Below are 24,510 nucleotides of genomic sequence, written 5' to 3'. Positions count from 1 at the left end.
CCACCGCGTCCAGCGGATGCCTGGCATGAGTGCGCTCGTCGACCCGGCCCCGCTCCAGCGGCTGAGCAGCGATCTCGGCGGGGATGTGGCCGTGCAGCACCGATTCGTAAACGACTTCCTCGCCCTGTGGCACACCAGGGAACTGCGCCTGCGCACCGCCATTGCCGCGGCCGACCTCGAAGACGCTGACATCGTGTTGCTGAGTATCCGGTCGAGCAGCAAGATGCTCGGAGCAGTGCGCCTCGACCACACCGCCAGCCAATTGCACAGCACCGTCAAGGACAAGGACCTCTCCGGCTGCCGGCGGCAGTTGCCCCATCTCAGTGAAGTCGGCGTCGACACCTGCATGGCCTTATCGCGGCATATCAAGCGCTGAGGTCAGATCAAGCGCTGAGGTCAGATCGAGCGCTGAGGTCAGATCGAGCGCGCAGCCGGGCGGTCGGCGCGGCCCACCGGCCGAGTTACACCTCGGCGGCGGCGAGGCGGTAACCCACGCCACGCACGGTTTCCAGCCAGCGCGGGGTCGCACTGCTGTCGCCGAGTTTGCGCCGCAGATTGCCCATGTGCACTTCTACCGCTCGCCGATCCGCCTCGTTTACCGGGTAGACGCTCGTGAACGCCTCACCGCGCAGCAGCATGGCAAGGTCGTTCTTGCTGCGCACGCGCCGCTGGGATTCAAGGAGTGCGGCCAAAAGGTCGAACTCGGTACGGGTCAGTTCAAGCTGGGCGCCGGCGAGTTGTACGACGCGTTCTGCCGGATTCAGCCGCAGGTCGTTGTGTTCAAACCAGCCGTTGACCAGCGCGGCCTTCAGTATCGGGCTCGCGGCGTCGGCGGCCGCCACAAAAGTGGGAGCGGATGCGATGGGAGTCGGTCGAAATATCGGTGACATGACCGCTGTCACCTGTGCGGTACTGGCCGCATCCGCAGTGGTGTCAGAAGCACTGATGGCAGCAGAAGCACTGATGGCAGCAGAAGCGTCGGGCTGCTCGGCGAACGCCGCAGCGGGGGGCGCAGCTGACGATGCTGGCCGACTGGCGGCATCCGCTGTGGCCGGGTGGCGGGGGCGTCGTAGCATGGCTTCGATGCGCGCGCGCAGTTCGCGCGGGCGAAACGGCTTGGTCAGGTAGTCGTCGGCGCCGGCGTCGAGGCCCTGCAGGGTGTCGATTTCGTCGTCGCGGGCGGTGAGCATGACGAGGTAGGTGGGGCTGAAATCGCGAATACGGCGGGCCGTTTCGAAGCCGTCCATGCCGGGCATGCTCACGTCGAGGGTCGTCACGATCGGGTCGTAGGCGCGCACCGCGGCGATGCCATCGAGGCCGTTGCTCGTGGCGATTGTTTCGAACCCGGCCTGGGCGAGCACGGCCTCGAGCAGGTTGCGAATATCGGCGTCATCTTCGATGATGACGGCGACGCGGCGCTGCGCGTTGTCAGGGTTCATTGTGCCATTATCCCCTACTCGGGGGAGCGGCCGGGGGCAGGGTGGCCGCGGTCGGGCGCGGTCGGGTGTATCCGCTCGCAGCGATACACTCGACAGTGTGAATTCTCAGGGAACCGTTGACGTAGTCCTCATTGGTGGCGGCATCATGAGTGCCACCCTCGGCACGCTCTTGAAGGAGCTGCAGCCCGATTGGCGGATCGAGGTGTATGAGCGTCTCGGTGAACTCGCCCAGGAGAGCTCGAACCCGTGGAACAACGCCGGTACCGGCCACGCCGGGCTGTGCGAACTCAACTACATGCCGCAGGCTGCGGACGGTTCGGTCACCGCCGACAAGGCCGTCGTCATCAACGAGCAGTTCCAGATCAGCCGCCAGTTGTGGGCGCACCTCGTATCTGTTGGCGCCCTGCCGGAGCCGAACAAGTTTATTAACTCCACTCCGCACATGACCTTCGTACACGGCAAAGCCAACGTGGACTACCTGCGGAAGCGCCACGCCGTGCTCGCGGTGGAGCCGCTGTTCGCCGGTATGGAGTTCAGCGACAACGTCGAAAAGATCGGCACCTGGACCCCGCTGCTCACCCGCAAGCGTCCGGCCGGTCAGAAGATCGCCGCCACCCGCATCGTCAGCGGCACCGACGTCGACTTCGGCGCCCTCACCCGGCTGCTGTTCGACAACCTCGAGAAGCAGGGGGTCACGATGCACATGAACGAGCAGGTCGTCGGCCTGGGGCACAAAGCGGATGGCACCTGGAACCTGAAGCTGCTGCGCCAGGTCGGACAGACCCGCAGCACCATCAACGCCCGCTTCGTCTTCGTCGGCGCCGGTGGCGGCGCCCTGGCACTGCTACAGCAGAGCGGAATCCCCGAAATCAAGGGGTTCGGCGGCTTCCCGATCAGCGGCCAGTTTCTGCGCACCACCAACCCGAAGCTCGTCGCCCAGCACCAGGCCAAGGTCTATGGCAAGGCGGCCAAGGGCGCTCCGCCCATGTCGGTGCCCCACCTCGACACTCGCGTCGTCGATGGCGAAATGTCGCTGCTGTTCGGCCCGTACGCCGGATTCAGCCCCAAGTTTTTGAAGACGAGCACCTGGTTCGACCTGCCCTTCTCCATTCGCACGCACAACCTCGGCCCGATGCTCGCCGTGGCCCGCCACAACTTTGACCTCATGAAATACCTGGTCGGCGAGGTGTTCGCGTCACGAGGAGCAAAGCTGAAGGCCCTACGCGAGTTCATTCCCGCCGCGGTCTCCGAGGACTGGGAACTCATCACGGCCGGCCAGCGCGTGCAGGTCATGAAGAAAGACGCCAAGCTCGGGGGAGTGCTGCAGTTCGGCACCGAGGTCATCACCTCGTCTGACGGCTCGATTGCCGGTCTGCTCGGCGCCTCGCCGGGAGCCTCGACGGCCGCGCCGATCATGGTGGACCTGTTGGCCCGTTGCTTCCCCGATCGCATCGAAGGCTGGAAGCCGCGGATTCGCCAGATGATCCCGAGCTATGGCACCAGACTCTCCGACGATCCCGCCGCCGCCGCGGCGTCGCTCGCCGCGACTGCTGAGGTGCTGCACCTCAGCAACTAGGTTTCGGCCCCTGCCTGTCGGCTCGCGCGTGGCATAACTCCTGCAATCTGCGTGGCGAAAAATGAACTTCCCCGTGATTACGGGGGTGGTGCAGGGCGCTCGGAACAAATTGCAGGAGTTATGCGTATCGACGCCTTGGAGCGCCGTGGGAATTGGGTTGGAGGGTGCTGTCAACCCCTTGAATGGGGTGGTCGGCAGGTGTCTACTTAAGGACCAACCGGCCCGGAGGCGGCAAGTGAACCCGAACAATGGCGTTTCGGATGCGGAAAATCTGCGCGTATCGCAGCTCGGCATCCTTCAGCTCACCCCGACCGAGTGGTTGGTGCGAGATTCTCAAATTCTCGACGGCGATCCGGCCGCTCTGCTCGGAGTCATTCAGCAAAGCGGGGATGCCTACGAGGTGACCAAGCTCGGCGTGCTCACGACCAGGTGGTTCTACTCGTCGTTTGACCGGGCGCAGGCCAGTTTTCTGGTGCGGGGCGCCTCGCTAGCGGGCGCAGTCCAGGGGGCCACTCCGCCTCCAGCACAGCACGCGTTTCACGCATGATGGATTGACCGACGGGCATCGTGGCCGATACGCGGTGCGGCTGACAGGTGGCGCGGCTGACACGCGGTGCGGCTGACACTCGGCGCGGCTGACAGGCACTACGGCCGATAGGCCGCCGAGCCCGACACCACGGCCCGGCGTGCCAGCCGGGGTATCGGCATCGCAGGGGCTTAGATTTCGTGACTGCCGTCATCCGCTGTGGGGCTGGCCTTACGCTCTTCTTTTTTGACGGATGCTTCGGTGCGGTCCAGCAGATCGCTCACCTTGGTCTGCGCCACGGATGCTGCGTCGCGGGCGATGGTTTCGGCCTGCGAGATGACCTTCTGGGTGGTGGGGTCGCCCCACAACTCGTGAGCCTTCCCGCTGAGTCGGTCGTAGGCCTGGCGGCCGGCTTTGGATCCGAGCACGAAGCCAGTGGCGATGCCGGCGAGGAACAGAAATTTGCCTTTCATGGGGGCTCCCTGGGGTTAGGCGGTGGGTTCAGCGAGGGTGGGGTCTTCGTCGTCGATGTCGTGACCGACCAGGTCGGGGTTCGATGGACTATCGGCCGGGTCGATGTCGTCGAGGCTCGGCTCGTTGTCGGCGTTGTCCTGGTCGTCTTCGGTGTCGTCTTCGGCGTCGGTGTCTGGTTCGGCCGCGGCGGTAGCTTCTCCGGCGGTTGAGCCGTCTTCGCTGGGAGCCGGACCGTCGGGGCCGGTGCTCGCACTCGCGAGCGGAACGGCCGGTTCGGGGTGTTCGTTGGCCGAGCCCGCGTGTTCCGTATCCGGACCTTCGGGGCCGTCCGGTCCGACGAGCTGGTCGGGATTGCTGGGAGTGCTCGGCGCCTCCGGAATATCAAGCGGCGGCTCTTCAACGGGATCAGAATCGTGGGTCACGGGTGAACCTTTCTCGACGGCAGTGCGGCAGCCCCAGCGAGGCGGCATTCAAGTTATACCCCGAACGGGGGATATTGTCAGAGCTTCGCCCTCGTTAAGTGATGCCAATTTTTCGCCGGGGGCCACGGCCCACAAATCGGGCGCATCGCTGAGGGGACTGCGTACCGTGCGATGCTCTGGCCGAAGGTGGGACTCAAAGGGTCCGGGTCGACGGCAACAAGTCGCCGGGGCTACGAGTCGTTAACCCCTCACGAACCACATCACGCGCCGTCACTCGGCAGCAGCGCCCGCAGCGCCGTTTCGACCGAGACCCTGCCAGCAGGGTCGATGGTCTCGCCCGCGCGAAAGAGGTCGACGATTCGCGGATCAACGTAGCTCGTGCGCGCGATCGCCGGTGTGTTGCCGAGGGCATCTGCCGCCTGGCGCATCGCTTCGGCGATAGCGCGGTCGTCGGCGCGACGGCTGCGCGTCGCCGCGCGCGGCGGCCGGGCAGCGGATACGGCCGGTGCAGTAGCCGAGGCGGCCACGCTCCTTGAGAGGAGCCCGTCCGACGATGCTCCGCCGGACCCTGCGCTCGCCGCGCCCGCCCCAGCCGCCGGCCCCGTGCTCACCTTCAGATCCTGTGCCAGGCTCTGCGCCAGGCTCTGCGCGGCAGCGGCCGTGCCCCGTAGCGTGCGAAAGTCCTTCGCCGTGAACTCCCCGCCGGTGCGTTCCCGAATGAAATCGTTGATCTCGGCGGCCGACACGACCTCCTCGGTATCGCCCCGCACCCAGGACAGCAGCGGTGCAGCCGGCCGCTCGCGCAGGCGGGCGCGCAGGTAGGTGGCGAGGTCGGCATCCGTTATGACGCTGTGAAATTGTTGCCCACTCTTGGCGGGAAAATCCAGCTGCACCACGTCTCCGCGCACGGTGACGTGGGAGCAGAGCAGGGTGGAGAGGCCGTGGCTGCCGTAGGTGTCGGCGTAGCGCTCGCTGCCGATGCGCAGGGAGGCGAGGTCGAGCATGCGAAACGCCGCGGCGAGCGCCCGGGTGCGCGGCGGGCCGTCACCGCGCAGTTCGCGGGTGACCTGGCTGCGCACCTGCGGCAGCGATTCGGCCAATTGCAGCGCGCGTTCGAATTTGAGGCGGTCCTTCTGTTCGCGCCAGGCGGGGTGGTAGAGGTACTGGCGTCGCCCGGCGGCATCGACGCCGATCGACTGGATATGCCCGTTGGGGTGCGGGCTGATCCACACCTCGGTCCACGCCGGCGGAATCGCGAGGGCCGCGAATCGCTCCCGCAGTTCTGTCTCGGAGACGGCCTTTCCGGCCGGGTCTCGGTAGCTGAACCCCCGACCTGCCCGTCTTCTCGTGTACCCCGGCCGGGTCGGGTCGCTGCGTCGCAGCCGGGTCATGCCGGTGCAGTCTGTTCTTGCATTCCGGCACAGTACTGCGAATCGTCGCGTTCGGCGCGAAGTGGATGCCGCGCCGCGGGTTCTCGCCGCACTCGGCGCCCTTGTTCAGGAAGCGGGCACGTGTTCAAACCAGTGCCAACCTCTCAAACGCGTGCCGCGAGGCCGTGGTGTGAGCGGGGCGAGTGGCGGCATCCGCTTAGATGCGGGTTTTCAACGAGACACTTGCAATTTACTAGTACTTGTGTTCGACTTGCTGCATGCGGTGGAGCGGGCAGCAACTACAGACCGAGCAGGTCGGGGCACTGCCAGGCCTCGCCCGCCTGAACAACCTCGTGCGCAGCGTGCAGACGCCAGAATTCGCCGGAATTACGTTCCACGAGATCCTTTGCAAGTCGGCGCTCAACCACGTGCCCGGGCAGAGCGCCATGCCGTTTGGCTACACGATCAACCCCTATCGCGGCTGCTCGCACGCCTGCACCTACTGCTTCGCGCGGCCCACGCATCAGTACCTCGACCTCGATGCCGGTAAAGATTTCGACAGCGAGATCATCGTCAAGGTCAATGTGGCCGAGGTCTTGAGAAAAGAACTCGCGAAACCCACCTGGGGCCGGCATCCGGTTGCCCTCGGCACCAACACCGACCCGTACCAACGCGCCGAGGGACGTTACCGGCTCATGCCCGGCATCATCGCGGCGCTTGCCGACAGCGGCACGCCCATTTCCATCCTCACCAAGGGAACCTTGCTGCGACGCGATCTCGACCTGCTGGTCGAAGCGAGCGAGCATGTTCCGGTCGACCTTGCCATGTCCATCGCCATCTATGACGACGGACTGCGCGACGACGGACTGCGCGACGACGGACTGCGCGATGACGGACTGCGCGATGACGGACTGCAGCAGTCCGTCGAGCCCGGAACTCCCACCACCAAGGCGCGCCTCGCGACGGTCACCGCGGTGCGCGAACGGGGATTGGACTGCGGCGTCTTTCTCATGCCCATTCTGCCCTTTCTCACCGACACCCGCGCCCACCTCGATGAGGCCCTGCGGCAGGCCAAAGCGGCCGGTGCCACGAGCGTGCTCTACAGCGGTCTCAACCTCAAGCCCGCAGTCAAGGATTGGTACCTGGGCTGGCTCTCCCGCGAGCATCCTGAGCTCGTCGGCCGCTACCATGAGCTCTACGCCCGAGGACAGTACGCTCCCAAGGAGTACCGCACCTGGCTCGCGGCCCGCATCCGGCCCCTCATTCGCGCGCACGGCCTCGAGCGTGGCGTCGTCGACCCCGCGACCGGCGGCATCCGCTCGAATGCTTTCCCGTCGTTCCCTGAGCGCATGCCCCCACCCGCCGCCCGCCCGCCCGCGCGTCACCCTGCCCCTGTGCCGCCCGCGTCTCCTGTGCCGGCCGCGTCTGCTGTGCTGAACGGGTCTGCTATGCCGGCCGCGTCTGCTGCGCCAGCCGCCGCGGCCATAAGGCGGGCCCGGAGCGCGGAGGTGCCCCGGTCGCTGATCGCGGCCGAGCTGCCGCCCGACCTGGCGCCGACCCTGTTCTGACTCCATTCTGGACGGGGCCCGGGCCCCGTCCCCGGGCCCAGTTTAGAAACTGGGCCCGGGGCCATAAGGTGGGCCCGGAGCGCGGAGACGCCCTCACGTCACCTCCCTCACATCACCACCACCATCCCGCCCCAATGCCATACTTACCTTGGGGGAAAAATGTCTCTAGGGTTGCCCGGCCATCTGGTCCAGCTGACGCTCGCGCGCGCCCTCGCGCGGGCCGCGCACTGGTTTGCGCTGACCTGCCTCATGGCGGGGGCGGTGTCGGTCGCCGTCCTCAGTCTGAGCCGGCCCGAACTCTGGATCACCGTCGTGGCCGTACTCGCCATGGGCGCCCTGCTCGTGCTCTTCACCCGGCACCGCCGCATCGGGTTCGCGGTCGCCTATCTCGTCTTTGGAACCCTCTGCGTCTACGTCTTCACCCGGGCCGTACTCGGCGTTCCCGACGTATTCCCCGCATCGAATATGTTCCTCGTCGCCCTGCCAAAGATGGCTCTCGTCATGGTCGGCGGCGCCGGATCCACCGCCCTTGCCGGCGTGCTCTGGAGTACCGCGGCTTTTCTCCTCGCCGAGTCCGCCGCTCTCCTCGCTATCCTCGGCACCACGGTGCCCTACCGGCCCGACCTGTTCACCCTCTCGACCTACCTCGTGCTCGTCGGTGTCATGCTGCTCGCGGGAATCGACCGCCGCTTGAGCAATGCCGCGCAGCCCGCCATCCACCGCGCGGTTCAGGACGGCGCCAACCGGCAGCTGCGCGACGCCCTCGACACACGCGCCATCGCCCTGCTCAACGACACAACCGTTGCCCAGCTCGTCGCGCTCTCCCTCGCCGAACCCGGCGGGCTCTCGCCGGGACTCCAGACCAGCCTCCGGTACACCCTGACCACCCTGCACGACACCGACTGGCTCACCGACATCGACGCCCGCAGCGACACCGGCCCGCACCCCACCCTGCCCGAAAAAGCTTCCGAACCGACCGAGACCAGCGTCTGGATCTCCAGCGCGGTCCATGGCGCTATCGAACGGGGCCGCGACCGCGGGCTGACAATCGACGTCACCGGAGACATCAACGCCCTCTCCCGCCTCGATGCCGGCAGTGACCGCGAGGTTGGCCTCGCCGTGCAGCAGTGTTTGGTCAACGTCATCCTCCACGCCGGAATCGCCTCGGCTGAGGTCGCCATCGAGCAAGACCTGACCACAATTTCACTCCGCATAACGGATGCCGGCCGTGGCTTCACCGAATCCGAATCCGCTTCCGACCGCCTCGGTCTCCGGCAGTCCGTGCGGCGTCGCATCGAACAGCTCGGCGGATCCGTGCTGATCTGGAGCCGCCCCGGCGCCGGAACCAGCGTGCGCCTGACCGTACCCGCCGCTCAGAAGAACTCATGACTCGCGCGACCCCCACTCCGAGACGGCCGCGCGCACCGGCATCCGCTTCGCAACAGCGCCTCGACCCGATCGGCGGCCTCGCCGCGTGGCCCCTCGCCCCGGTTGTGGCCCTCGTCGTCGTGACCTATGCCGTCGCCGCCACGACCAGCCGCCAGCACGAGATTCAGCTGGAAGAGCTCGCCGCCGCCGCCGTTGCCGTGCTGACCATCGCGGCCGCCGTGCTCGTCTGGTCTTCCAGGCCCGACCTGGCCCCCTTCACCCGCACCCGCGCCGTCGTGATCGTGGCGCTCGGGCTGGTGGCGCACCTGCTCGCGGTGGCGAGCACCTGGCAGTTCAACGGCATGATTCAAGACGACTTCGCCCCGATGGGACTCGGCCTGCTGCTGCTCGCCATGGCGCCGTTTCGGCCGTGGAAGGAAATCCTCGCGCTCGGCGTAGCGGCGGCCGTCACTGTCGGCATCACGGCCCTCGCCCAGTCGCCGTTCCTGGGTATCCAGACCCCGCCCGTGCTGTTCGCGATCATCGCCATGACCCAGGTGCTCGCCCCGGCCCTCGCCGCCGCCGCGTATTCGCGTCAGGTCGTCAACTCCATTCATCGCTGGCAAACGGATGCCCGCCGCGCCATCCGCGCGAGCACCGAAGCCAGTCGCGGCCTCCTTGCCACCGAGGTGGTCGACCATCGACTCAAGAACCTCGGCGCCGAGGTTCTGCCCTTCCTGGCCGACGTTCTCGAACGAAAGACCCTGACAGCGGCCGACGTGAAACGCGCGCGCTCCCTCGCTTTTCAGGTGCGTCGGGTGCTTGTCGCTGAGGTCGACCACACCTGGCTCGACGACCTCATCGACCGCGAACGCGCAGTCCTCACCGCGCGCGGCCTTGCCCCGCTCTGCGTCATCGCCGACCCCGAGCGACGCGCGACCGGTTTCGACTCTGACCAGCGCGCCGCCGTCGGAGCCCTGATCGTGGCCCTTTGCCGCCTCAAGGGCTTCGACCCCACGAGCCTCGTCGTGCAGATTGACGGTTCTGGCGCCGCCCCCGCCGATACCGACCAAATCACCCAGGCCTTCGGCGACCGCAGCGCTCGTCCCACCCCGGCCACCGACACGACGACGATGGCGATCGTCACCGCTGCACAGACGCAGGCCGCCGCGCAGGCCAGGGCGCAGGCCCGCGCGCAGGCCCAGGTGCACGCCGCAACCCAGGCCGGTACTCCCGCCACCGCGTTCCGAAGCGCATCCCCGCGAGACACGATCACCATCCAGGCGGGCATCTCCCTGCCGCCGTTTCAGCGGCGCCGGGCCCTGCGTCCATACCTCAGCGTGCTGCGGGCCGTGTTCACCCGGGTGCGCGTGACCAGCCGGCATCCGCTGCTCACGCTAGAATTCGATGCTGAACGCTTCCAGACCAAAGGCACCCCATAATGGCCAAACTGTACTTTCGATACGGCGCCATGAACAGCGGCAAAAGCACGTCCATGCTGCAAGCGGCATATAACTATGAAGAGCGTGGACACCACGTGCTTCTCGCTAAACCGTCGGTCGACACCAAGGGCGATCGCGGCATCTTGTCTCGTCTCGGTGTCACGCGGGCCGTTGATTTTCTGCTGACCCCCGAAACGGACGCCTACGCCGCGTTCCAGGAGCACCGCGCGCAGGTCTTCGACCGGTTCGGCCGCGATGTCAGCGCCCTGCTGCTCGACGAAGCCCAGTTTCTGACCGAAACCCAGGTCGACGATCTGCTGCGCATTGCGATTATCGAGAACGTTCCCGTACTGGCCTACGGTATTCGCACGGACTTTCAGACCGTCGCATTTCCCGGCAGTCGCCGTCTGCTCGAGGTTTCGCACAGCCTGGAAGAGCTCAAGACCATCTGCCGGTGCGGGCGTAAGGCCGTCTTCAACGGGCGCAAGATCGGCGGCGCCTACGTCTTCGACGGCGACCAGGTGGCCATCGACGGCGAAGAGGTTACCTACGAGTCGCTCTGCGGCAGCTGCTATCTCGAGGAGAGCCACGGCGTGCTCAATAACCGCAGTCGGCCGGCACCCGTCTCGTCGGCAACAGGCACGACGAAGTTAAAGACCCCCACTACGGGTGCTTAACCGCGTTTCTACGCCATTTTTCGCACAAGATGACAAAACAAATTGTGTATTGCACCAACCAGCCCGCTAACCTGAGAGTCGCCTAGGTATTTCACGACGATATGCCGGGACTCGCCGTTTCGGCGTATCAGCCATTCACTTACCCGGGGGGACCCTCACTATGTTCAAGAAAAGCCTCGCAACAGCGGCACTCGCCGTCATCGCTGTCTTCGCCTTCGCGCCAGCCGCCAACGCGGCTGACTATGTCGCCTCGAACCTCACCACGGTCACGGACTCGACGCCGGCTCCCGGCTCGGCCACCACCGTGTCCTTCGCGGACACTGCCTTCGACGATGGCGAGTCGGTCAGCTTCACCGCTTCGGGAACGCCCGCTGCCACCCTGAGCGTCGTCAAGGCCGCCGTCTCCAACACCGTCGTCAAGACGGCATCCAGCACCGGCGCCGTTTCTGCCGTCATCACCGTTCCCACCAACGCCACTGGCCTCTACACGGTCACCGCGACCGGCGCCACCGGCACCGTCGGAACCGCTGTACTGACCGTCACCGCTGCTGATGGAACGCCCGCCAAGGCACTTTCCTCCACCGGCTACAACGTTCCGGTTCTCGTTATCTGGGGTGCCGCTGGCCTCCTCATTCTCGGTGCCGCTCTCGTCGCCGTGCGCATCTCGGTTCGTCGTCAGCACGCTTCCGCGTAAGTAGCTTTACCGCGCAGCACCCGCTGCACCCAAACGCCTCGACTCCAACTGGAGTCGAGGCGTTTTGCGCACCCGTTGCGCCCGCGGCAACCAGAACCCACCGCCCCATCCAGTCCACCGTCCCGTCCACCGTCCAGTCCACCGTCCCGTCCACCGCCCAGTCCACCGTCCCGTCCACCGCCCCGCAACGACCAACGCCACCGAAGCCCGGCACACCGCGAGCCCACACCCGACGAAGGCACAGCCGTCGAGCCCACAGCCGACGTGCCCACAGCCGTCGAGCCCACAGCCGCCGGGGGCGCAAAAAAGCCCGACCAGAAATCTGGCCGGGCCGGGGCATCCGTTTCGCAAAAACTACGGCACGCGCTTCGGCGGCTCGACCACAACCTGCAGGCCAGTCGCCGAGTTGGCCGACAGCGACAGCGCATCGACCCAGTCGCGATTGAGGATGGGGGTCTTGCTGCCAAAGAATTTGAAAGACAGGGAGATGCCCGGATGCACCCAGACCGTGCTGCGGCCTCCGCCAGCGAGTGGGTCGTCACGCCAGGAGAAATAGAACGATTCACCACGACGCAGCTTGGCACCGATCACGATCTGAATGTGCGCGAGCACGCGGTCATCAAAGTCGACGGCGACACTCGAGTCGTACGTAAACTTGCCCATAAGCCTGCCTCGCGTCGGTTCAAGGGCGAACGCGAACGGGGTAGCCGCGCCGCATACAACCACAGGTTTTGTTGCCACTCTGGGAGCGGTAATTGCACTGCGCTTTGATCCTAGTGAAGCCGTTCCCGAAAAAGCTCGCCTGGTTAGTCAGAACGCAGCCCCAATGATGGGGACAGTCAGATCGGTCTGGGCCCTAGTATCAGCCCGACGCTAGAGGCTCAGCAAAGCCGGCACCATCACGAGCCCGTTGAAGGTCACGTGTGCAACGATCGCACCGCCGATTCGCCCGGTTGCCAGCGAAACGGATGCCGCTGCCAGCCCGAAAATCAGCGTCGAGACTCCGACCACCACGATGACAGCGGTGCTGCCGGCATCGATGGTCACGAGGTGCATGAGTGCGAACGTCAGCCCGCTTACCCCAATCGCGAGCGGCGCGGCCCACGGTGTGGAGCCGCGTCCCGATTGGGTCGGTACGTTCTGTCGGCTTTTACCTGTACTGGGTACGCGACTCGTCGCCACCTGCCCGTAAACGGCGCGCAGCACGAGTCCGCGAAAAAAGAGTTCCTCCACGACCGGGGCGAGCAGCACCGGGGCCAGCAGAGCGCCGAACAACCACCAGAAGTCGTAGACGGTCTGATCGAACGTCGCACCGGCCGTTCCGATGCTGCCATACCCCCAGACCTCAACCAGGCTGGCCAGGGTGCGAGCCAGCAGCCCAATCGCGAGCCCCCAGATCAGGTCGATCGGGCGAAACGACAGCCGCAGCAGGCTCCGCATCGAGCGGATGCCCCCAGCGAGCCTCCCGACGGTCTCCGGGGCGCCCAGGCCGTGCTGCCCGGCGTAAGCGTAAGCGCCAGCGACTACGATCGCCGCGAGCAGCGGCACCCAGACGCACAGATAGCCGAGGAGGGTGGCCAGATGAGCGTCGGCGAAGGTTGTGGCGCTCACCGCCACCATCAGCAGCATGGCCACCACGATCCCGACGCCCGCGGGCACGAGCACACGTCGGGCCTCCAGCCGAACCATTGCCCCCATAAAATCCACCCTCCCCATCACCTCAAAGCTACCGGCCCCCGCCGCCGGTCTGCGCTCAGGTCAAAGTTCGGTACCCTCAGAACAGGGGAGCCGAACGTTCGTACGGTGAAGTACGCCCCGCATCGGGGCTGCCATCCCCATTCAAGACTCGAGGGGATCGCCGCCGCATGGAACTTCGCGACTACATTCGCATTCTGCGCAAGAGCTGGGTGCTCATCGTGCTGTGCACGCTGGTGGCCGTGGGTGCGGCATCCGCTTATTCGATTCTGCAAACGCCGCAGTACAGCGCGACCTCCAAGGTATTCGTTTCCACTCAGTCCAGCGGGTCCACCGCCGACCTGGCCCAGGGCAACAACTTCTCGGTTGCCCGGGTCAAGACCTATTCCGCGTTGGTGACCACGCCGATCGTGCTGCTGCCGGTCATCGCGAGCCAGAACCTCGGTCTGCCCGCTGACGCCCTGGCCGAGAAGGTCGTCGCGTCCGCCCAACTCGACACCTCGATCATTGAAATCACGGTCACCGACACCGATCCGGTGCGAGCCGCCGACACGGCCAACGCCGTTTCAGCCAGCCTCACGCTCGTCGTTGAAGACATTGAGACCCCCGACACCGCCGGCGCGGCCTCGCCGGTCAAGCTGACCCGCGCGCAGCAGGCCACCGTGGCCACCGTTCCGGTGAGCCCCAACGTGCCGCTCAACATCGCGCTCGGTGCCCTCGTTGGCCTGGCGCTCGGCATGGGCGTCGCCGTGCTGCGTGAAACCCTCGAGACCCGCATCCGCAACACCCGCGATGTCGAACAGCTCACCGACCTGCCCATTCTCGGCGGCATCGTCTTCGATCCCAAGGCCAAGGACCGGCCGCTCATCGTGCACGTCGACCCGCGCAGTCCGCGCGCCGAGTCGTTTCGCACGCTGCGCACCAACCTGCAGTTTCTCGATGTGGGCCGGGTCGAGCGTTCCTTCGTCATCACCTCTTCGATCGAGAGCGAAGGTAAGAGCACGACCGGCGCCAACCTGGCCATCGCCTTGGCTGACGCCGGCTCCCGCGTGCTGCTCGTCGACGCCGACCTGCGCCGCCCTAAGGTCGCCGACTACATGGACATCGAGGGCGCCGTTGGGCTCACCGACGTACTCATCGGCCGCGCCGACCTGGCCGACGTCATTCAGCCCTGGGGTAAGGGCCAGCTGTTCGTGCTGCCGGCCGGCCACGTACCGCCCAATCCGAGCGAGCTGCTCGGCTCCACCCGCATGACCCAGCTGATCGCCGAATTCAACCGGGCCTTCGACGTTGTGCTCTTCGACGCCCCGCCGCTGCTTCCGGTCACGGATGCTGCGGTGCTCGCCAAAAACGTTGGCGGCGCCCTGGTCGTCGTCGCGGCCGGTCGCACCCACAAGAACCAGCTCACCGGCGCCATTGCCGCGCTCAACAATGTGGGCGCCCCCATTTCGGGTCTCGTGCTCACCATGCTGCCCACGAGTGGCCCCGACGCCTACGGCTACGGCCATTACGGCTACGGCTACGGCTATAGCTATGGCGGTGCCGACCCGGTTGCACCCGGGTTGATTCCCGCAGCGGATGCCGCGCCGGCCCGCGCCCGTGGCGCTCGCGTCAAGCCGTAACCGGCCGCGCGTTCTGCTTGAATAGGGCAATGTCTTCCTCCCCTTCGGCACCGGCCGCACCCCCGAAGCGCACGCGTACCATCGTGGGGCTGGTCGTGCTCGGGCTGCTCGTCATCGTGGTGGCGGCCACTGCCTGGGTCGGTATTCGCGGGCTGCAGGCCAAGGACGCCCTCGAAGCCGCTGTGCCGCTGGCCGAGAGTATCAAGGAGCAGGTCACCGCCGGTGACGGGGCGGCCGCCGCTGTGACTGCGGCCGAGCTGGCCGAATTCGCCGCCACCGCCCAGGAGCGCACGAGCGACCCGATCTGGCACACCTACGAACTGCTTCCCTTCCTCGGCCCGAACCTCGTGGCCGTGAGCCAGCTCGCCGCTGTGGTCGATGATGTCGCCCAGAACGCCGTCACCCCGCTCGCGGCGTTGGCCGGCACCCTGAACCTGGCCGATTTTAAGCCCGTTGACGGCGCCATTGCCCTGCAGCCGTTGCTCGACGCGCAGCCAGCGGTGACGACAGCCAATACCGCCCTGGCCCGCGCCGCTGCCAGTGTGAACGCCATCGAGACCGACAACGTGCTCGACGTCGTTCGAAGCGCTGTTACCCGGCTGACGACCGTCACGGTCGAGACCTCTGCCACCCTCGACGGCATGGACCGCGCGGTTACCCTGCTGCCGGCCATGCTCGGCGCCACCGCACCGCGTGACTACATTCTGCTGTTTCAGAATCCGGCCGAACTGCGCTCTACCGGCGGCATTCCCGGCGCGCTCGCCCTGCTGCACACCGACAACGGCAGCATCGAACTCACCCAGCAGGCCAGCTCGACCTCCTTCCCCCAGTATCCGCAGCCGGTGCTGCCGCTCAGCAACGAAACCCGCAGCATCTACGGCGACATCACCGGTCAGTTCATTCAGAACGTCACGATGACGCCCGACTTCGAGCAAACCGGCGCGCTGGCGCGCGAAATGTGGCGCCTCGAATTCGGTACTGAAGCCAACGGGGTGCTCTCGGTCGACCCGGTCGCGCTGAGCTACCTGCTCGATGCCACCGGCCCGATCACCCTCGCCACAGGCGATGTACTCACCGCCGACAACGCCGTGCAGCTGCTGCTGAGCGACGTCTACGCCCGCTACGAAGACCCCCAGAAGCAGGACATCTTCTTCGCGGCCGCCGCTGGCGCCGTGTTCGACGCCGTCAAGAGCGGCAACGCCGACCCCACCAAACTCATCGCGGCGCTGGCCCGCGCTGCCACCGAGAACCGGGTGTTGGTTTACAACGCTGATGCGGCCGAGCAGGCCATCCTCGACGGCACCACCCTGGCCGGAGCCCGGCCCATCAGCGACGAAACCGCCAACCGGTTCGGGCTTTACCTCAACGACGGCACCGGCGCCAAGATGGACCTCTACCTCGACGTGCAGACCGCGATCGGCCAGCAGACCTGCCGCAAAGACCTGCGACCGCAGTACGCACTCGAGGTCACCCTCACCAACACGGCCCCAGCGGATGCCGCCACCAGCCTCCCCGCGTACGTCACCGGCGCCGGCGCCTTCGGAGTACCGCTCGGCAACATCAAGACCATGGTGTCGGGCTACGGCACCCCCGAGGTGCAAAACCTTGGCCTCACCAGGGACGGCACCGAGGTGCCGTACCACCCGGCTACCGACGCCGGCTACCCGGTGAGCACCATCGGCATCGAGCTCGCACCCGGCGAAAGCACCGTGCTGCGCTTCAACTGGCTCGGACCGGAGCCTTTCACCGGCAACCTCGAACTGCATTCCACACCGCTGATCGCGCTGAACGACACGGCATCACTAGACTTCAGTTGTTAGGGTACGCAACGGGGGAACCACGGCGATCGCACAACCAGAGCGATCCGGGCAACCACGGCGATCCGGCACCAACGCACTACGGGGGATTCACCTTGATCAAAAAACTTCTTGCCACGCTCGCGCTCGTCGGCGCTGCACTGCTGGCCGGCCCGGTCGCCGCGCACGCCGCCGGCTACGTGGCCGCCGACCTCATCACCGTGTCGGGCAGCCAGACCGCCGGCAGCACGGTCGCCGTGGCGTTCGATGACGGCGCCTTCGCCCCCGCCGAAAAGGTCTCTGTCGCTGTCTCCGGCGAGGGATCGGTCACCCTGGCCACCCTGCGCGCCGCCACCGTCGACATTCAGAAGACGGCCACCGGCGCCGGCGCCCTCGACCTCAAGGTCACCCTGCCCACCGGCGCAACCGGTTCCTACACGCTCACGGCCACCGGTCTCAGCTCGCAGAGCGTCGGCACGGCCACCATCACGGTCGTCGCCGCCGACGGCACCAACCTTGCATCGGCAGGATTCGACGCCCCGATCGTGCTCATCTACAGCGCCGCCGGCGCGTTGCTGCTCGGCGTCGGCCTCGTCATCGCACTGCGTCTCACCCTGCGCCGCCGCGCCGCCACCGTCTAGTCAACCGGCTCAACCCCCTGATTGAGGGCCGCTGGCGTACCCAGTCGGCCCCGTCACCTGTGTCAAGCTACGGGTTGGCAGCTTTGTATCGCAACGAAAGGCAGCAGCGTGGAACTCCGCGACTACATCCGCATCCTGCAGAAGAGTTGGATGCTCATCGTGGCGCTGACCCTGGTGGCCGTCACCGCGGCATCCGTTTTCTCGATTCTGCAGACGCCGACCTTCAGCGCCACGTCGAAGGTATTCGTCTCAACCCAGTCGAGCGGCACCACGAGCGACCTCGTGCAGGGGGCGAGCTTCACCGTTGCCAGGGTCAAGTCCTACTCCGGTATCGCCATCACACCGCTCGTACTGCTGCCGGTCATCGAGACCCTGCAGCTCGACGTCTCGGCGGCCGAGCTGGCCGATAACGTGGCCGTGTCGGCGCCGCTGGACACCTCGATCATCGACGTTGTCGTCACCGACGCCGATCCGAGGCGCGCCGCCGATATTGCCAACGCAATTTCGCAGAGCCTCGCCGAGAACGTGCAGAAGATCGAGCAACCCGATGCGGTCACCGGGGCGCCGTCGGTGAAACTCACCCGGGTGCAGGTGGCGAGCGTGCCGTCGTCGCCGGTGGCTCCGAACGTTCCACTCAACATTGCGCTCGGCGCGCTCGTAGGACTGGCCCTCGGCGTCGGGCTCGCGGTGCTGCGCGAAACCCTCGATACCCGCATTCGCAGCCAGCGCGATGTGGAACAGGTCACCGACCTGCCCATCATCGGTGGCATCGTGTTTGACCCGAAGGCCGCCGAACGCCCGCTCATCGTGCATGCCGACCCGCGCAGCCCCCGCGCGGAGTCCTTTCGCACGCTGCGCACCAACCTGCAATACCTCGACGTTGAGCGCACTGACCGTTCGTTCGTGGTCACCTCCTCCATAGGCAGTGAGGGCAAGAGCACCACGAGCGCCAACCTCGCCATTTCCCTCGCGGATGCCGGCGCCCGCGTTCTGCTCGTCGATGCCGACCTGCGCAAACCCCGCGTTGCCGAGTACATGAACATCGAGGGGGCCGTCGGTCTCACCGACGTGCTCGTCGGGCGGGCCGAGCTCGAGGATGTCATTCAGCCCTGGGGTCGCGGCCAGCTGTTCGTGCTGCCCGCTGGCCACATTCCGCCGAACCCGAGCGAGCTGCTCGGATCGTCGCGAATGGCGCAGATCATCGAGGACTTCAACGGCACCTTCGACGTTGTCATCTTTGATTGCCCGCCGCTGCTTCCGGTGACCGACGCCGCCATCCTCGCGAAAAGCGTCGGCGGCGCCATTCTCATTGTCGCGGCCGGGCGCACGCAGAAGAACCAGCTGACCGGGGCTATCGCTGCGCTCGACAAGGTCGGCGCCCCGATCAGCGGCGTGGTCATGACCATGCTGCCTACCAGAGGACCGGATGCCTACGGCTACGGCCACTACGGCCAGTACGGGTATGGTCACACCTACGGCGACGTCGGCCCGGCTCCCGAGATCATCGCCCCCAACTACTCCCGTCGATTGAGGTCCAAAGCATGATCGCGCCCAGCGAACTCGCCGCTCGTATGCCCCGCATCCTCATCGTCTGCACCGGTAACATCTGCCGATCACCGCTGGCTGAGCAGTTGCTGCGTGAAAACCTGCAGGCCGCCGGCATCGGCGTCGTCGTCTCGAGCGCCGGAACCCACGCCATGACCGAAAGCGCCATGACCCCTGAGGCTGCCGCGCTCTCGTCGCAATACGGAGCCTCCAGCACCCAGCACACGGCTCGCCAGCTCACCGAGCAGCTCATTGCCGATGCCGACCTCGTTCTCACTGCTACGCGTGACCATCGTCGCGAGGTCGTCACCCTGCTGCCCAAAGCCACCCGCTACACCTTCACGCTCAACCAGTTCGCCCGCCTGGTCGCCGCGGCTGACTCCTTCACGCCCGTTGACGCCGCCCCGAACTCGCCGGTCGATTCCGCCATACGACAGCCGCAACCCGCCTCCACAGCCCGGCCCCCCCTCGACTTCGCCGGTTACATCGCCGAGGTCGCCTCGACCCGCGGACTCCACCCCTCGCCCAACCCGCCGACGCTCGACGACGTCGATGACCCTTACCGCCAGTCGGCCGCCGTCTACGCCCGGGCGGCCGCAGCCATCAACGCCTCCGTCACCACGATCACCGCCGCCCTCGTCGCGGCCGGAGCCTGATGCCCCAGCAGTCCCGCCGTCGCCGCCTGATCGCATATTCGGCCGTCGGCCTGTTCCTGCTCATCGACGCCGTGCTCATCACGAGCGCCCTCACCTCCACCTCCGTCGACGCAGCCGTCGACGCGTCGTCGACGACGGCGGCATCCGCATTCCCCACGGCCAGTCCCACCCCGTCGCCCGCGGTGATCCCCACCCCGACGCGCACGCCGTCGCCGGCCGTCGCCCCGGTCCCGGCCTCCCGACTGCTCTCCGCAGTGTCAAACACCGCGGCCTGGCGCGCCACGACTGGACCCTGCCCGGCAACCGCGGCGTCGCCCGAACTGAGCACCGACTCCGGTGCCAGCTGGACCGCCAGCAACGCCACCGCACCGACCGGGGTCACCGGCCTGCAAGCCATCACCGCGCAGAGCGAGTCGGTCGCTGAATTTGTCGGCCTCGACGACGCTGACTGCGCTCCGCAGTTCGTGAAGACCTTCATCGGCGGCGACAACTATTCCAGCTACCCCGACGAGCTCGACGCGGCCTGGTACGTCGACCCCGCCGACCGGGCCACCGTGCACGGCCCCGACGGGCTCGCCCCGGCTCCGTGTGACGCTGTCGTTACCCTCGCCGCGAGCTCGGCCGACGCCGACTCCGCAGCCGTACTCTGCGCCGACGGCCGCCTCTTCGCCACAACGGATGCCGCCACCACCTGGTCGCCCCCCGTCACCGTGGCCGGAATGGTCACCCTCACCGCCACACCCACCGGATTTTCGGCTGTCACCACCGCCGTCACCGCGTCATCCGCCACCGCCGACCCGGCGACCTGCGCCGGAGTGAACCTCGTCGCCCTCAACGCCGACCTCGTAGCCACGGTCACCGGCTGCTACGAGACCGACGAGACGCCCGCAGCGCTGGCCGGCAACGTCGCGGTCGCGGTCGCCGACGACACCCTGTGGCTGTGGATCGGCGACGCCACCGTTCGGTCAACCGACGCCGGCCGCACCTGGCTCTAGCCGCCCCGCCCCGTCAGCGGCGCTCACGGCCCCGCGCCGCCGATGCCGCCGTGCCGAACTGCGGAGATATTCCCCGAGAGGCTCCAAATCGCCTAGTTTGACCCACCGATAGACGCAATCTCCGCTGATATGCGTGCCACGGGCGGCAACGAGGCCGTGAATTGTCCACAGAGCAGCGAATCCCCGACGTGCAATCTCCGGCGGGACTAGTCTCGGCCCATGGATGAAAACGTCTCCTGGCTTTTCCAGAAGAAGGACGTGCAGCAACCGCGCCGCTGCCCGCAGTGCGGCGACGCCATGGAGGTCATCTGGCAGGGCACGCGGTACGACTACGGCTGCGCGAACCTCGCCTGCACGCAGCTCTACTTCGGCCCGCCATACTCCGAGGCCGAGCTGGCCAGCCCCGTTCCGGCCGAGGCGCGCACGCCAAATTGTCCCCGCTGCCTCATGCCCATGAAGATCGTCCCCGACGGTGACGACTGGCACTTTGTCTGTCAGCAAAGCGGATGCGACGGCATCTGGCCCCCCACCGACTCCTGACCCAGCCTCCAAACGCCTGGGTCTCCCCCTCTCTATCCATTGCGGGCTCGGGCCCCAGATCCCCGCACGTTGTCCCAAGTGCCCCCTGCCCCGCCTAAAGTCGACACATGCCCCCAAACAACCGCTCCGCCGCGACAGCCGGGCCGCCGGCATCCGCTCAACTCATCGCGCTCGCCCGCCGCGCTATCGATCTCATACCCGAGCAGGGCCGCATCCTGGTCGGTATCGCCGGCAGCCCCGGCGCCGGCAAGACCACCCTCGCAATGAACGTCGCGGCGACGATCAACGACCTTCTGGGCAGCACTGCGATAGCCGTGCACCTCCCCATGGACGGTTTTCACCTCGCCAACGCCACCCTCGAACGCCTCGGCCGGCACGACCGCAAGGGGGCCATCGACACCTTCGACGGCTGGGGATTCGTCGCTCTCCTCCGCCGCCTCCTTACCGAATTCGACCACACCGTCTACGCGCCGAGCTTCAGCCGCAACGTCAACGAGGGCATCGCCGCCGAGATCGCCGTGTTGCCCAGCAACCGTGTGGTCATCGTCGAGGGAAACTATCTGCTCGCCGACACCGAACCGTGGCTGCAGATCACGAGCCTTCTCGCCGAGAGCTGGTTCTGCGAGACCAACGCGGCCGAACGCCTGCGCCGCCTGATCGACCGCCATGAGCGCCACGGACGCACCCCCGAGGCCGCCCGCGCCTGGGCCGAATCCGTCGACGGGCAGAATGCCGTCCTCATCGACGCCACTCGTGCCCGCGCCACCCTCACCATCCTGGGCCAATAGCACCACCCCGCCCCAGCGCATGCCGCCCTCCAGCCCGTGCGCGGCGCAGGGGGAGTGGAGGAGCATCCCTATTCGCGCGGTCATGCTCTGGCCGCTAATTCTCTATATAGAGGACTACGCCATAGCGGCGAACATTACGGCCATGGCGGCCGCGCCGATAGCTTCAAACCCGTGTTCCGCTCGTACGGAATGACCACGAGCTGCCCAAGTGCGGTGGGAGGTTTTCGATAGCTGCCGACGCGCCTGAAGGACGACAAAAACCACGGCGGCTGCTCCAAATAATGTTGTCAGCACGATCGCCAGAATGGGGGCGTCAGCCAGTGCTATTCCGCCGGTACTGGGAGATGAGGCCGCCATCGTGTGGTGGGAGCCTGCCAGGCCGGTCTGACTCTGCGCAAGAATTCCAGTGCCAGCGGATGCCGCATGCCCCATCATCATTGCGACCATGAGAGCAGCGCCGGCCATGGAAATGCTGTGGTACGCGCATTTCAGCCGGCCTCGGTGGCTGGGACAGAGGGTTTTGAGCTCAGGCCTGGCGACCGCCTGAAGCACAAACCACAATGCCGCAAAGGTGAGAACGGCGATCTGAACCAGCATCGTCGTTGCCCCGAGGTGCCAGAGCATAGACGCCATGACGACATTCATGAGGGCGCTGAGGCCGTGGTTGATCCGGCTCATGATCTGCTGAGACCGTAGGGCTTGCACCACATAGAAGCCTGCGCTGAGCGACAATACGGCCGTCAAAGTCCAGGCAATTGCAGCAAATTCGAACACGCAGATCACTCTCCCTACACTGGGTTTGGGGTAGCTACGGGTTTGATCCCCGGGGCGGCCGCAACCGCACCGGCCGAACGGTGCTTTCGCTTGGTGTCCACTATCTCGAAACGAGTCGGCAGGGGTAACTCTGTCTTGTGATAGCTCTAACTACCCTTTGGGGTGGCGTGATTCGTGACCTTCATGATGTTGGTCTAATAAAGACGGAAGTACATGAATTCGCGCCACCAGTGGCGCTTGAAGTGAGACGTCAACGGCTCTGGTCGATGAGACTTGCCTGGATTCAAGACCGGGATTGGTTTTTGTAAAAAAAGCTGGACTATATGAATTACGTCCCGTAGCTTTACATCAGGGACGACGGCTCCGAACCGGACTGTCACCAGAAGAGCTCGAATCAGAGATCGGCTGGCCCTCGAGAAAAGAGCGGAATTCCGGTTACAGCCGAATCCTCTTAGTTTCCCCCGGATGTTCCGGCTCGGTGTTAAACCCAGTCGCCCATCACCACGGAAAAGTTCTGACGCACCTTTCACAACTCATCGGAGAGATTATGGAAACCGTATTGGGCACCCTCAGCAAGGCTCTATCCACCTGCTCGGTCGAGGGCGGTTGCCTCTCCGGCATTACGTTGCCGCGCCGTTCGTGATCCGGGGCTAGCTGCTGCCACAGCACGAAAATCAGCCGCTACCGCTGCCCGTTGCCGGCTAACTTGTCGCGGCCCAATCTGTCCACCGAGACTCCACTGATTGCCTTCCCGGAATCTTTCGGAATCTGAGGTGACCGCCGATGCGAAGACGCCTCGGCTGCACGACTTTCTGGAACCCATAGAACAACCGAAGGAGAGAACCATGACCATCAGTATTGACACTCAGACCGTTGTCGGCGCACACCCCCTCGATCCGCTGTCGCGCGCCGAGATTTCTCGTGCGGCTGCCATCCTCAAGAACGGACCAGCAGAAGCCGAGACGTTCCGCTTCATCAGCGTTGAGCTGCGTGAACCGTCTAAGCACGCCCTGCGCGCCGGCGATGAAATCGAGCGCGAAGCAGACTCGGTCCTCATTGACCGCGCCACGGGCAATGCTTACGAAGCTATCGTCAACCTTGACGCCGGCATCGTCACCACCTGGACGCAGCTGGCTTCCGGCGTTCAGCCGCCTTTCATGCTGGACGAGTTCGCCGAGTGCGAGATCAACTGCAAGAAGGACCCGCGCGTCATCGAGGCCCTCGCTGCCCGCGGCCTGACCAACCTGGACCTCGTCTGCTTTGAGCCGTGGTCGGTTGGCTGGTTCGGAGAAGACGCTGAGGGACGACGCCTGATGCGCGCCCTCGTTTTCGTGCGTCAGGATCCTGACGACAGCCCCTATGCGCACCCGATAGAGAACTTCGTCGTCATCTACGACCTCAGCTCCGGCACCGTCGCCAAGGTCGAGGACGCCGAAGCTATCCCGGTCCCCTCTGCCGCCGGCAACTACCTGCCCAAGTATGTTGGACCAGCCCGCACCGACCTCAAGCCCATCTCCATCACCCAGCCCGAAGGCGCGTCCTTCAAGGTGACGGGCAACCACGTGCGATGGGCCGACTGGTCCTTCCGCGTCGGTTTCACGCCCCGTGAAGGCCTCGTGCTGCACCAGCTCAAGTTCCGCAACAAGGGCACCGACCGATCCGTCATCAACCGTGCGTCACTGGCAGAGATGGTCGTTCCCTACGGTGACCCAGCTCCCGTTCAGGCCAAGAAGAACGCCTTCGATTCCGGCGAATACAACATCGGTAACATGGCTAATTCGCTGAAACTCGGCTGCGACTGCGTGGGTGAGATCAAGTACTTCGATGGCATCACCACCGACAGCCACGGCAACCCGATGACCATCGAGAACGCTATCTGCATGCACGAAGAAGACGACAGCA

General features: G+C 66.0%; 24 protein-coding genes. 17 read left to right on the top strand and 7 right to left on the bottom strand.

The genetic code is table 11. From position 1 onward, the window contains the following. The first annotated feature begins 25 nt into the window (after positions 1-25). Positions 26-376: a hypothetical protein gene (locus QMK31_RS09335; protein ID WP_283500682.1), complete on the top strand. Its 351-nt coding sequence runs from the start codon at positions 26-28 to the stop codon at positions 374-376. 85 nt (positions 377-461) lie between these two features. Here QMK31_RS09335 and QMK31_RS09330 read toward each other — a convergent pair whose 3' ends face one another. Next, positions 462-1,439 carry a response regulator transcription factor gene (locus tag QMK31_RS09330; protein ID WP_283500681.1) on the bottom strand — a complete coding sequence of 326 codons (978 nt, stop codon included), beginning with the start codon at positions 1,437-1,439 and terminating at the stop codon, positions 462-464. On the opposite strand from QMK31_RS09330, the gene QMK31_RS09325 reads away from it, so the two are divergent. Further along, complete coding sequence (locus tag QMK31_RS09325) at positions 1,402-3,015, top strand: malate:quinone oxidoreductase (protein WP_502852861.1); 1,614 nt, start codon at positions 1,402-1,404, stop codon at positions 3,013-3,015. The genes QMK31_RS09330 and QMK31_RS09325 overlap by 38 nt on opposite strands. A gap of 235 nt (positions 3,016-3,250) precedes the next feature. Then, a complete protein-coding gene (locus tag QMK31_RS09320; protein ID WP_283500679.1) occupies positions 3,251-3,562 on the top strand; it encodes a hypothetical protein in 312 nt (103 codons plus the stop codon). A gap of 170 nt (positions 3,563-3,732) precedes the next feature. Here the strand turns inward: QMK31_RS09320 and QMK31_RS09315 are convergent, their stop codons facing one another. The 3 genes from QMK31_RS09315 to QMK31_RS09305 form a co-directional block, all read right to left on the bottom strand. Continuing rightward, complete coding sequence (locus tag QMK31_RS09315) at positions 3,733-4,014, bottom strand: hypothetical protein (protein WP_283500678.1); 282 nt, start codon at positions 4,012-4,014, stop codon at positions 3,733-3,735. Positions 4,015-4,029: 15 nt separating this feature from the next. Beyond that, positions 4,030-4,437: a hypothetical protein gene (locus QMK31_RS09310; RefSeq protein ID WP_283500677.1), complete on the bottom strand. Its 408-nt coding sequence runs from the start codon at positions 4,435-4,437 to the stop codon at positions 4,030-4,032. A gap of 260 nt (positions 4,438-4,697) precedes the next feature. Continuing rightward, positions 4,698-5,828, bottom strand: coding sequence for a DNA topoisomerase IB (locus tag QMK31_RS09305; RefSeq protein ID WP_283500676.1), 1,131 nt, complete (start codon positions 5,826-5,828; stop codon positions 4,698-4,700). Positions 5,829-6,085: 257 nt separating this feature from the next. On the opposite strand from QMK31_RS09305, the gene QMK31_RS09300 reads away from it, so the two are divergent. The 5 genes from QMK31_RS09300 (at position 6,086) to QMK31_RS09280 (ending at position 11,556) form a co-directional block, all read left to right on the top strand. Then, positions 6,086-7,375, top strand: coding sequence for a radical SAM protein (locus tag QMK31_RS09300; protein ID WP_283500675.1), 1,290 nt, complete (start codon positions 6,086-6,088; stop codon positions 7,373-7,375). Between the two features lie 159 nt (positions 7,376-7,534). After that, positions 7,535-8,764, top strand: coding sequence for a sensor histidine kinase (locus tag QMK31_RS09295; RefSeq protein ID WP_283500674.1), 1,230 nt, complete (start codon positions 7,535-7,537; stop codon positions 8,762-8,764). Beyond that, complete coding sequence (locus QMK31_RS09290; protein WP_283500673.1) at positions 8,761-10,185, top strand: hypothetical protein; 1,425 nt, start codon at positions 8,761-8,763, stop codon at positions 10,183-10,185. Before QMK31_RS09295 ends, QMK31_RS09290 begins: the two co-directional genes overlap by 4 nt. Then, complete coding sequence (locus tag QMK31_RS09285; RefSeq protein WP_283500672.1) at positions 10,185-10,862, top strand: thymidine kinase; 678 nt, start codon at positions 10,185-10,187, stop codon at positions 10,860-10,862. The genes QMK31_RS09290 and QMK31_RS09285 overlap by 1 nt, the downstream gene beginning before the upstream one ends. A 160-nt stretch (positions 10,863-11,022) precedes the next feature. Next, positions 11,023-11,556 (top strand): sortase, encoded by a 534-nt coding sequence (locus QMK31_RS09280; RefSeq protein WP_283500671.1) that lies wholly within the window; start codon positions 11,023-11,025, stop codon positions 11,554-11,556. Positions 11,557-11,910: 354 nt separating this feature from the next. On the opposite strand, the gene QMK31_RS09275 is transcribed toward QMK31_RS09280, so the two are convergent. Beyond that, positions 11,911-12,219 carry a DUF7882 family protein gene (locus QMK31_RS09275; RefSeq protein WP_283500670.1) on the bottom strand — a complete coding sequence of 103 codons (309 nt, stop codon included), beginning with the start codon at positions 12,217-12,219 and terminating at the stop codon, positions 11,911-11,913. 210 nt (positions 12,220-12,429) lie between these two features. Then, the gene (locus QMK31_RS09270) at positions 12,430-13,254 is read right to left on the bottom strand and encodes a CPBP family glutamic-type intramembrane protease (protein WP_283500669.1); all 825 of its coding nucleotides are present in this window, start codon (positions 13,252-13,254) and stop codon (positions 12,430-12,432) included. A 167-nt stretch (positions 13,255-13,421) separates the two neighbouring features. Between QMK31_RS09270 and QMK31_RS09265 the strand changes: the two genes are divergently transcribed. From QMK31_RS09265 to QMK31_RS09230, 8 genes are all read left to right on the top strand, one after another. Beyond that, on the top strand, positions 13,422-14,873 hold the full coding sequence (locus QMK31_RS09265; RefSeq protein ID WP_283500668.1) for a tyrosine-protein kinase domain-containing protein: 1,452 nt from the start codon (positions 13,422-13,424) through the stop codon (positions 14,871-14,873). A 29-nt stretch (positions 14,874-14,902) separates the two neighbouring features. Continuing rightward, positions 14,903-16,693, top strand: a complete 1,791-nt coding sequence (locus QMK31_RS09260) for a DUF4012 domain-containing protein (protein WP_283500667.1) — start codon at positions 14,903-14,905, stop codon at positions 16,691-16,693. A gap of 92 nt (positions 16,694-16,785) precedes the next feature. Then, a complete protein-coding gene (locus QMK31_RS09255) occupies positions 16,786-17,310 on the top strand; it encodes a hypothetical protein (protein ID WP_283500666.1) in 525 nt (174 codons plus the stop codon). Positions 17,311-17,418: 108 nt separating this feature from the next. After that, entirely contained in the window at positions 17,419-18,855 is a 1,437-nt protein-coding gene (locus tag QMK31_RS09250; protein WP_283500665.1) for a tyrosine-protein kinase domain-containing protein, read from the top strand. Next, positions 18,852-19,511 (top strand): arsenate reductase/protein-tyrosine-phosphatase family protein, encoded by a 660-nt coding sequence (locus tag QMK31_RS09245; protein WP_283500664.1) that lies wholly within the window; start codon positions 18,852-18,854, stop codon positions 19,509-19,511. The genes QMK31_RS09250 and QMK31_RS09245 overlap by 4 nt, the downstream gene beginning before the upstream one ends. After that, positions 19,511-20,506 (top strand): hypothetical protein, encoded by a 996-nt coding sequence (locus QMK31_RS09240; RefSeq protein ID WP_283500663.1) that lies wholly within the window; start codon positions 19,511-19,513, stop codon positions 20,504-20,506. Before QMK31_RS09245 ends, QMK31_RS09240 begins: the two co-directional genes overlap by 1 nt. Positions 20,507-20,725: 219 nt before the next feature. Continuing rightward, positions 20,726-21,046 (top strand): hypothetical protein, encoded by a 321-nt coding sequence (locus QMK31_RS09235; RefSeq protein WP_283500662.1) that lies wholly within the window; start codon positions 20,726-20,728, stop codon positions 21,044-21,046. A gap of 107 nt (positions 21,047-21,153) precedes the next feature. Continuing rightward, positions 21,154-21,834 (top strand): nucleoside/nucleotide kinase family protein, encoded by a 681-nt coding sequence (locus QMK31_RS09230; protein ID WP_283500661.1) that lies wholly within the window; start codon positions 21,154-21,156, stop codon positions 21,832-21,834. Positions 21,835-21,948: 114 nt separating this feature from the next. Here QMK31_RS09230 and QMK31_RS09225 read toward each other — a convergent pair whose 3' ends face one another. Next, on the bottom strand, positions 21,949-22,608 hold the full coding sequence (locus QMK31_RS09225) for a DUF5134 domain-containing protein (RefSeq protein WP_283500660.1): 660 nt from the start codon (positions 22,606-22,608) through the stop codon (positions 21,949-21,951). Between the two features lie 845 nt (positions 22,609-23,453). Here QMK31_RS09225 and QMK31_RS09220 point away from each other — a divergent pair. After that, the coding region (locus QMK31_RS09220) for a copper amine oxidase (protein ID WP_502852853.1) at positions 23,454-24,510 on the top strand (1,057 nt) is incomplete at its 3' end.

This window comes from Cryobacterium sp. PH31-O1 (assembly GCF_030063455.1).
Taxonomy (GTDB): Bacteria; Actinomycetota; Actinomycetes; order Actinomycetales; family Microbacteriaceae; genus Cryobacterium.
The sequence above is the reverse complement of the archived record's forward strand: the minus strand, read 5'-3'. Positions and strand labels throughout refer to the sequence as shown.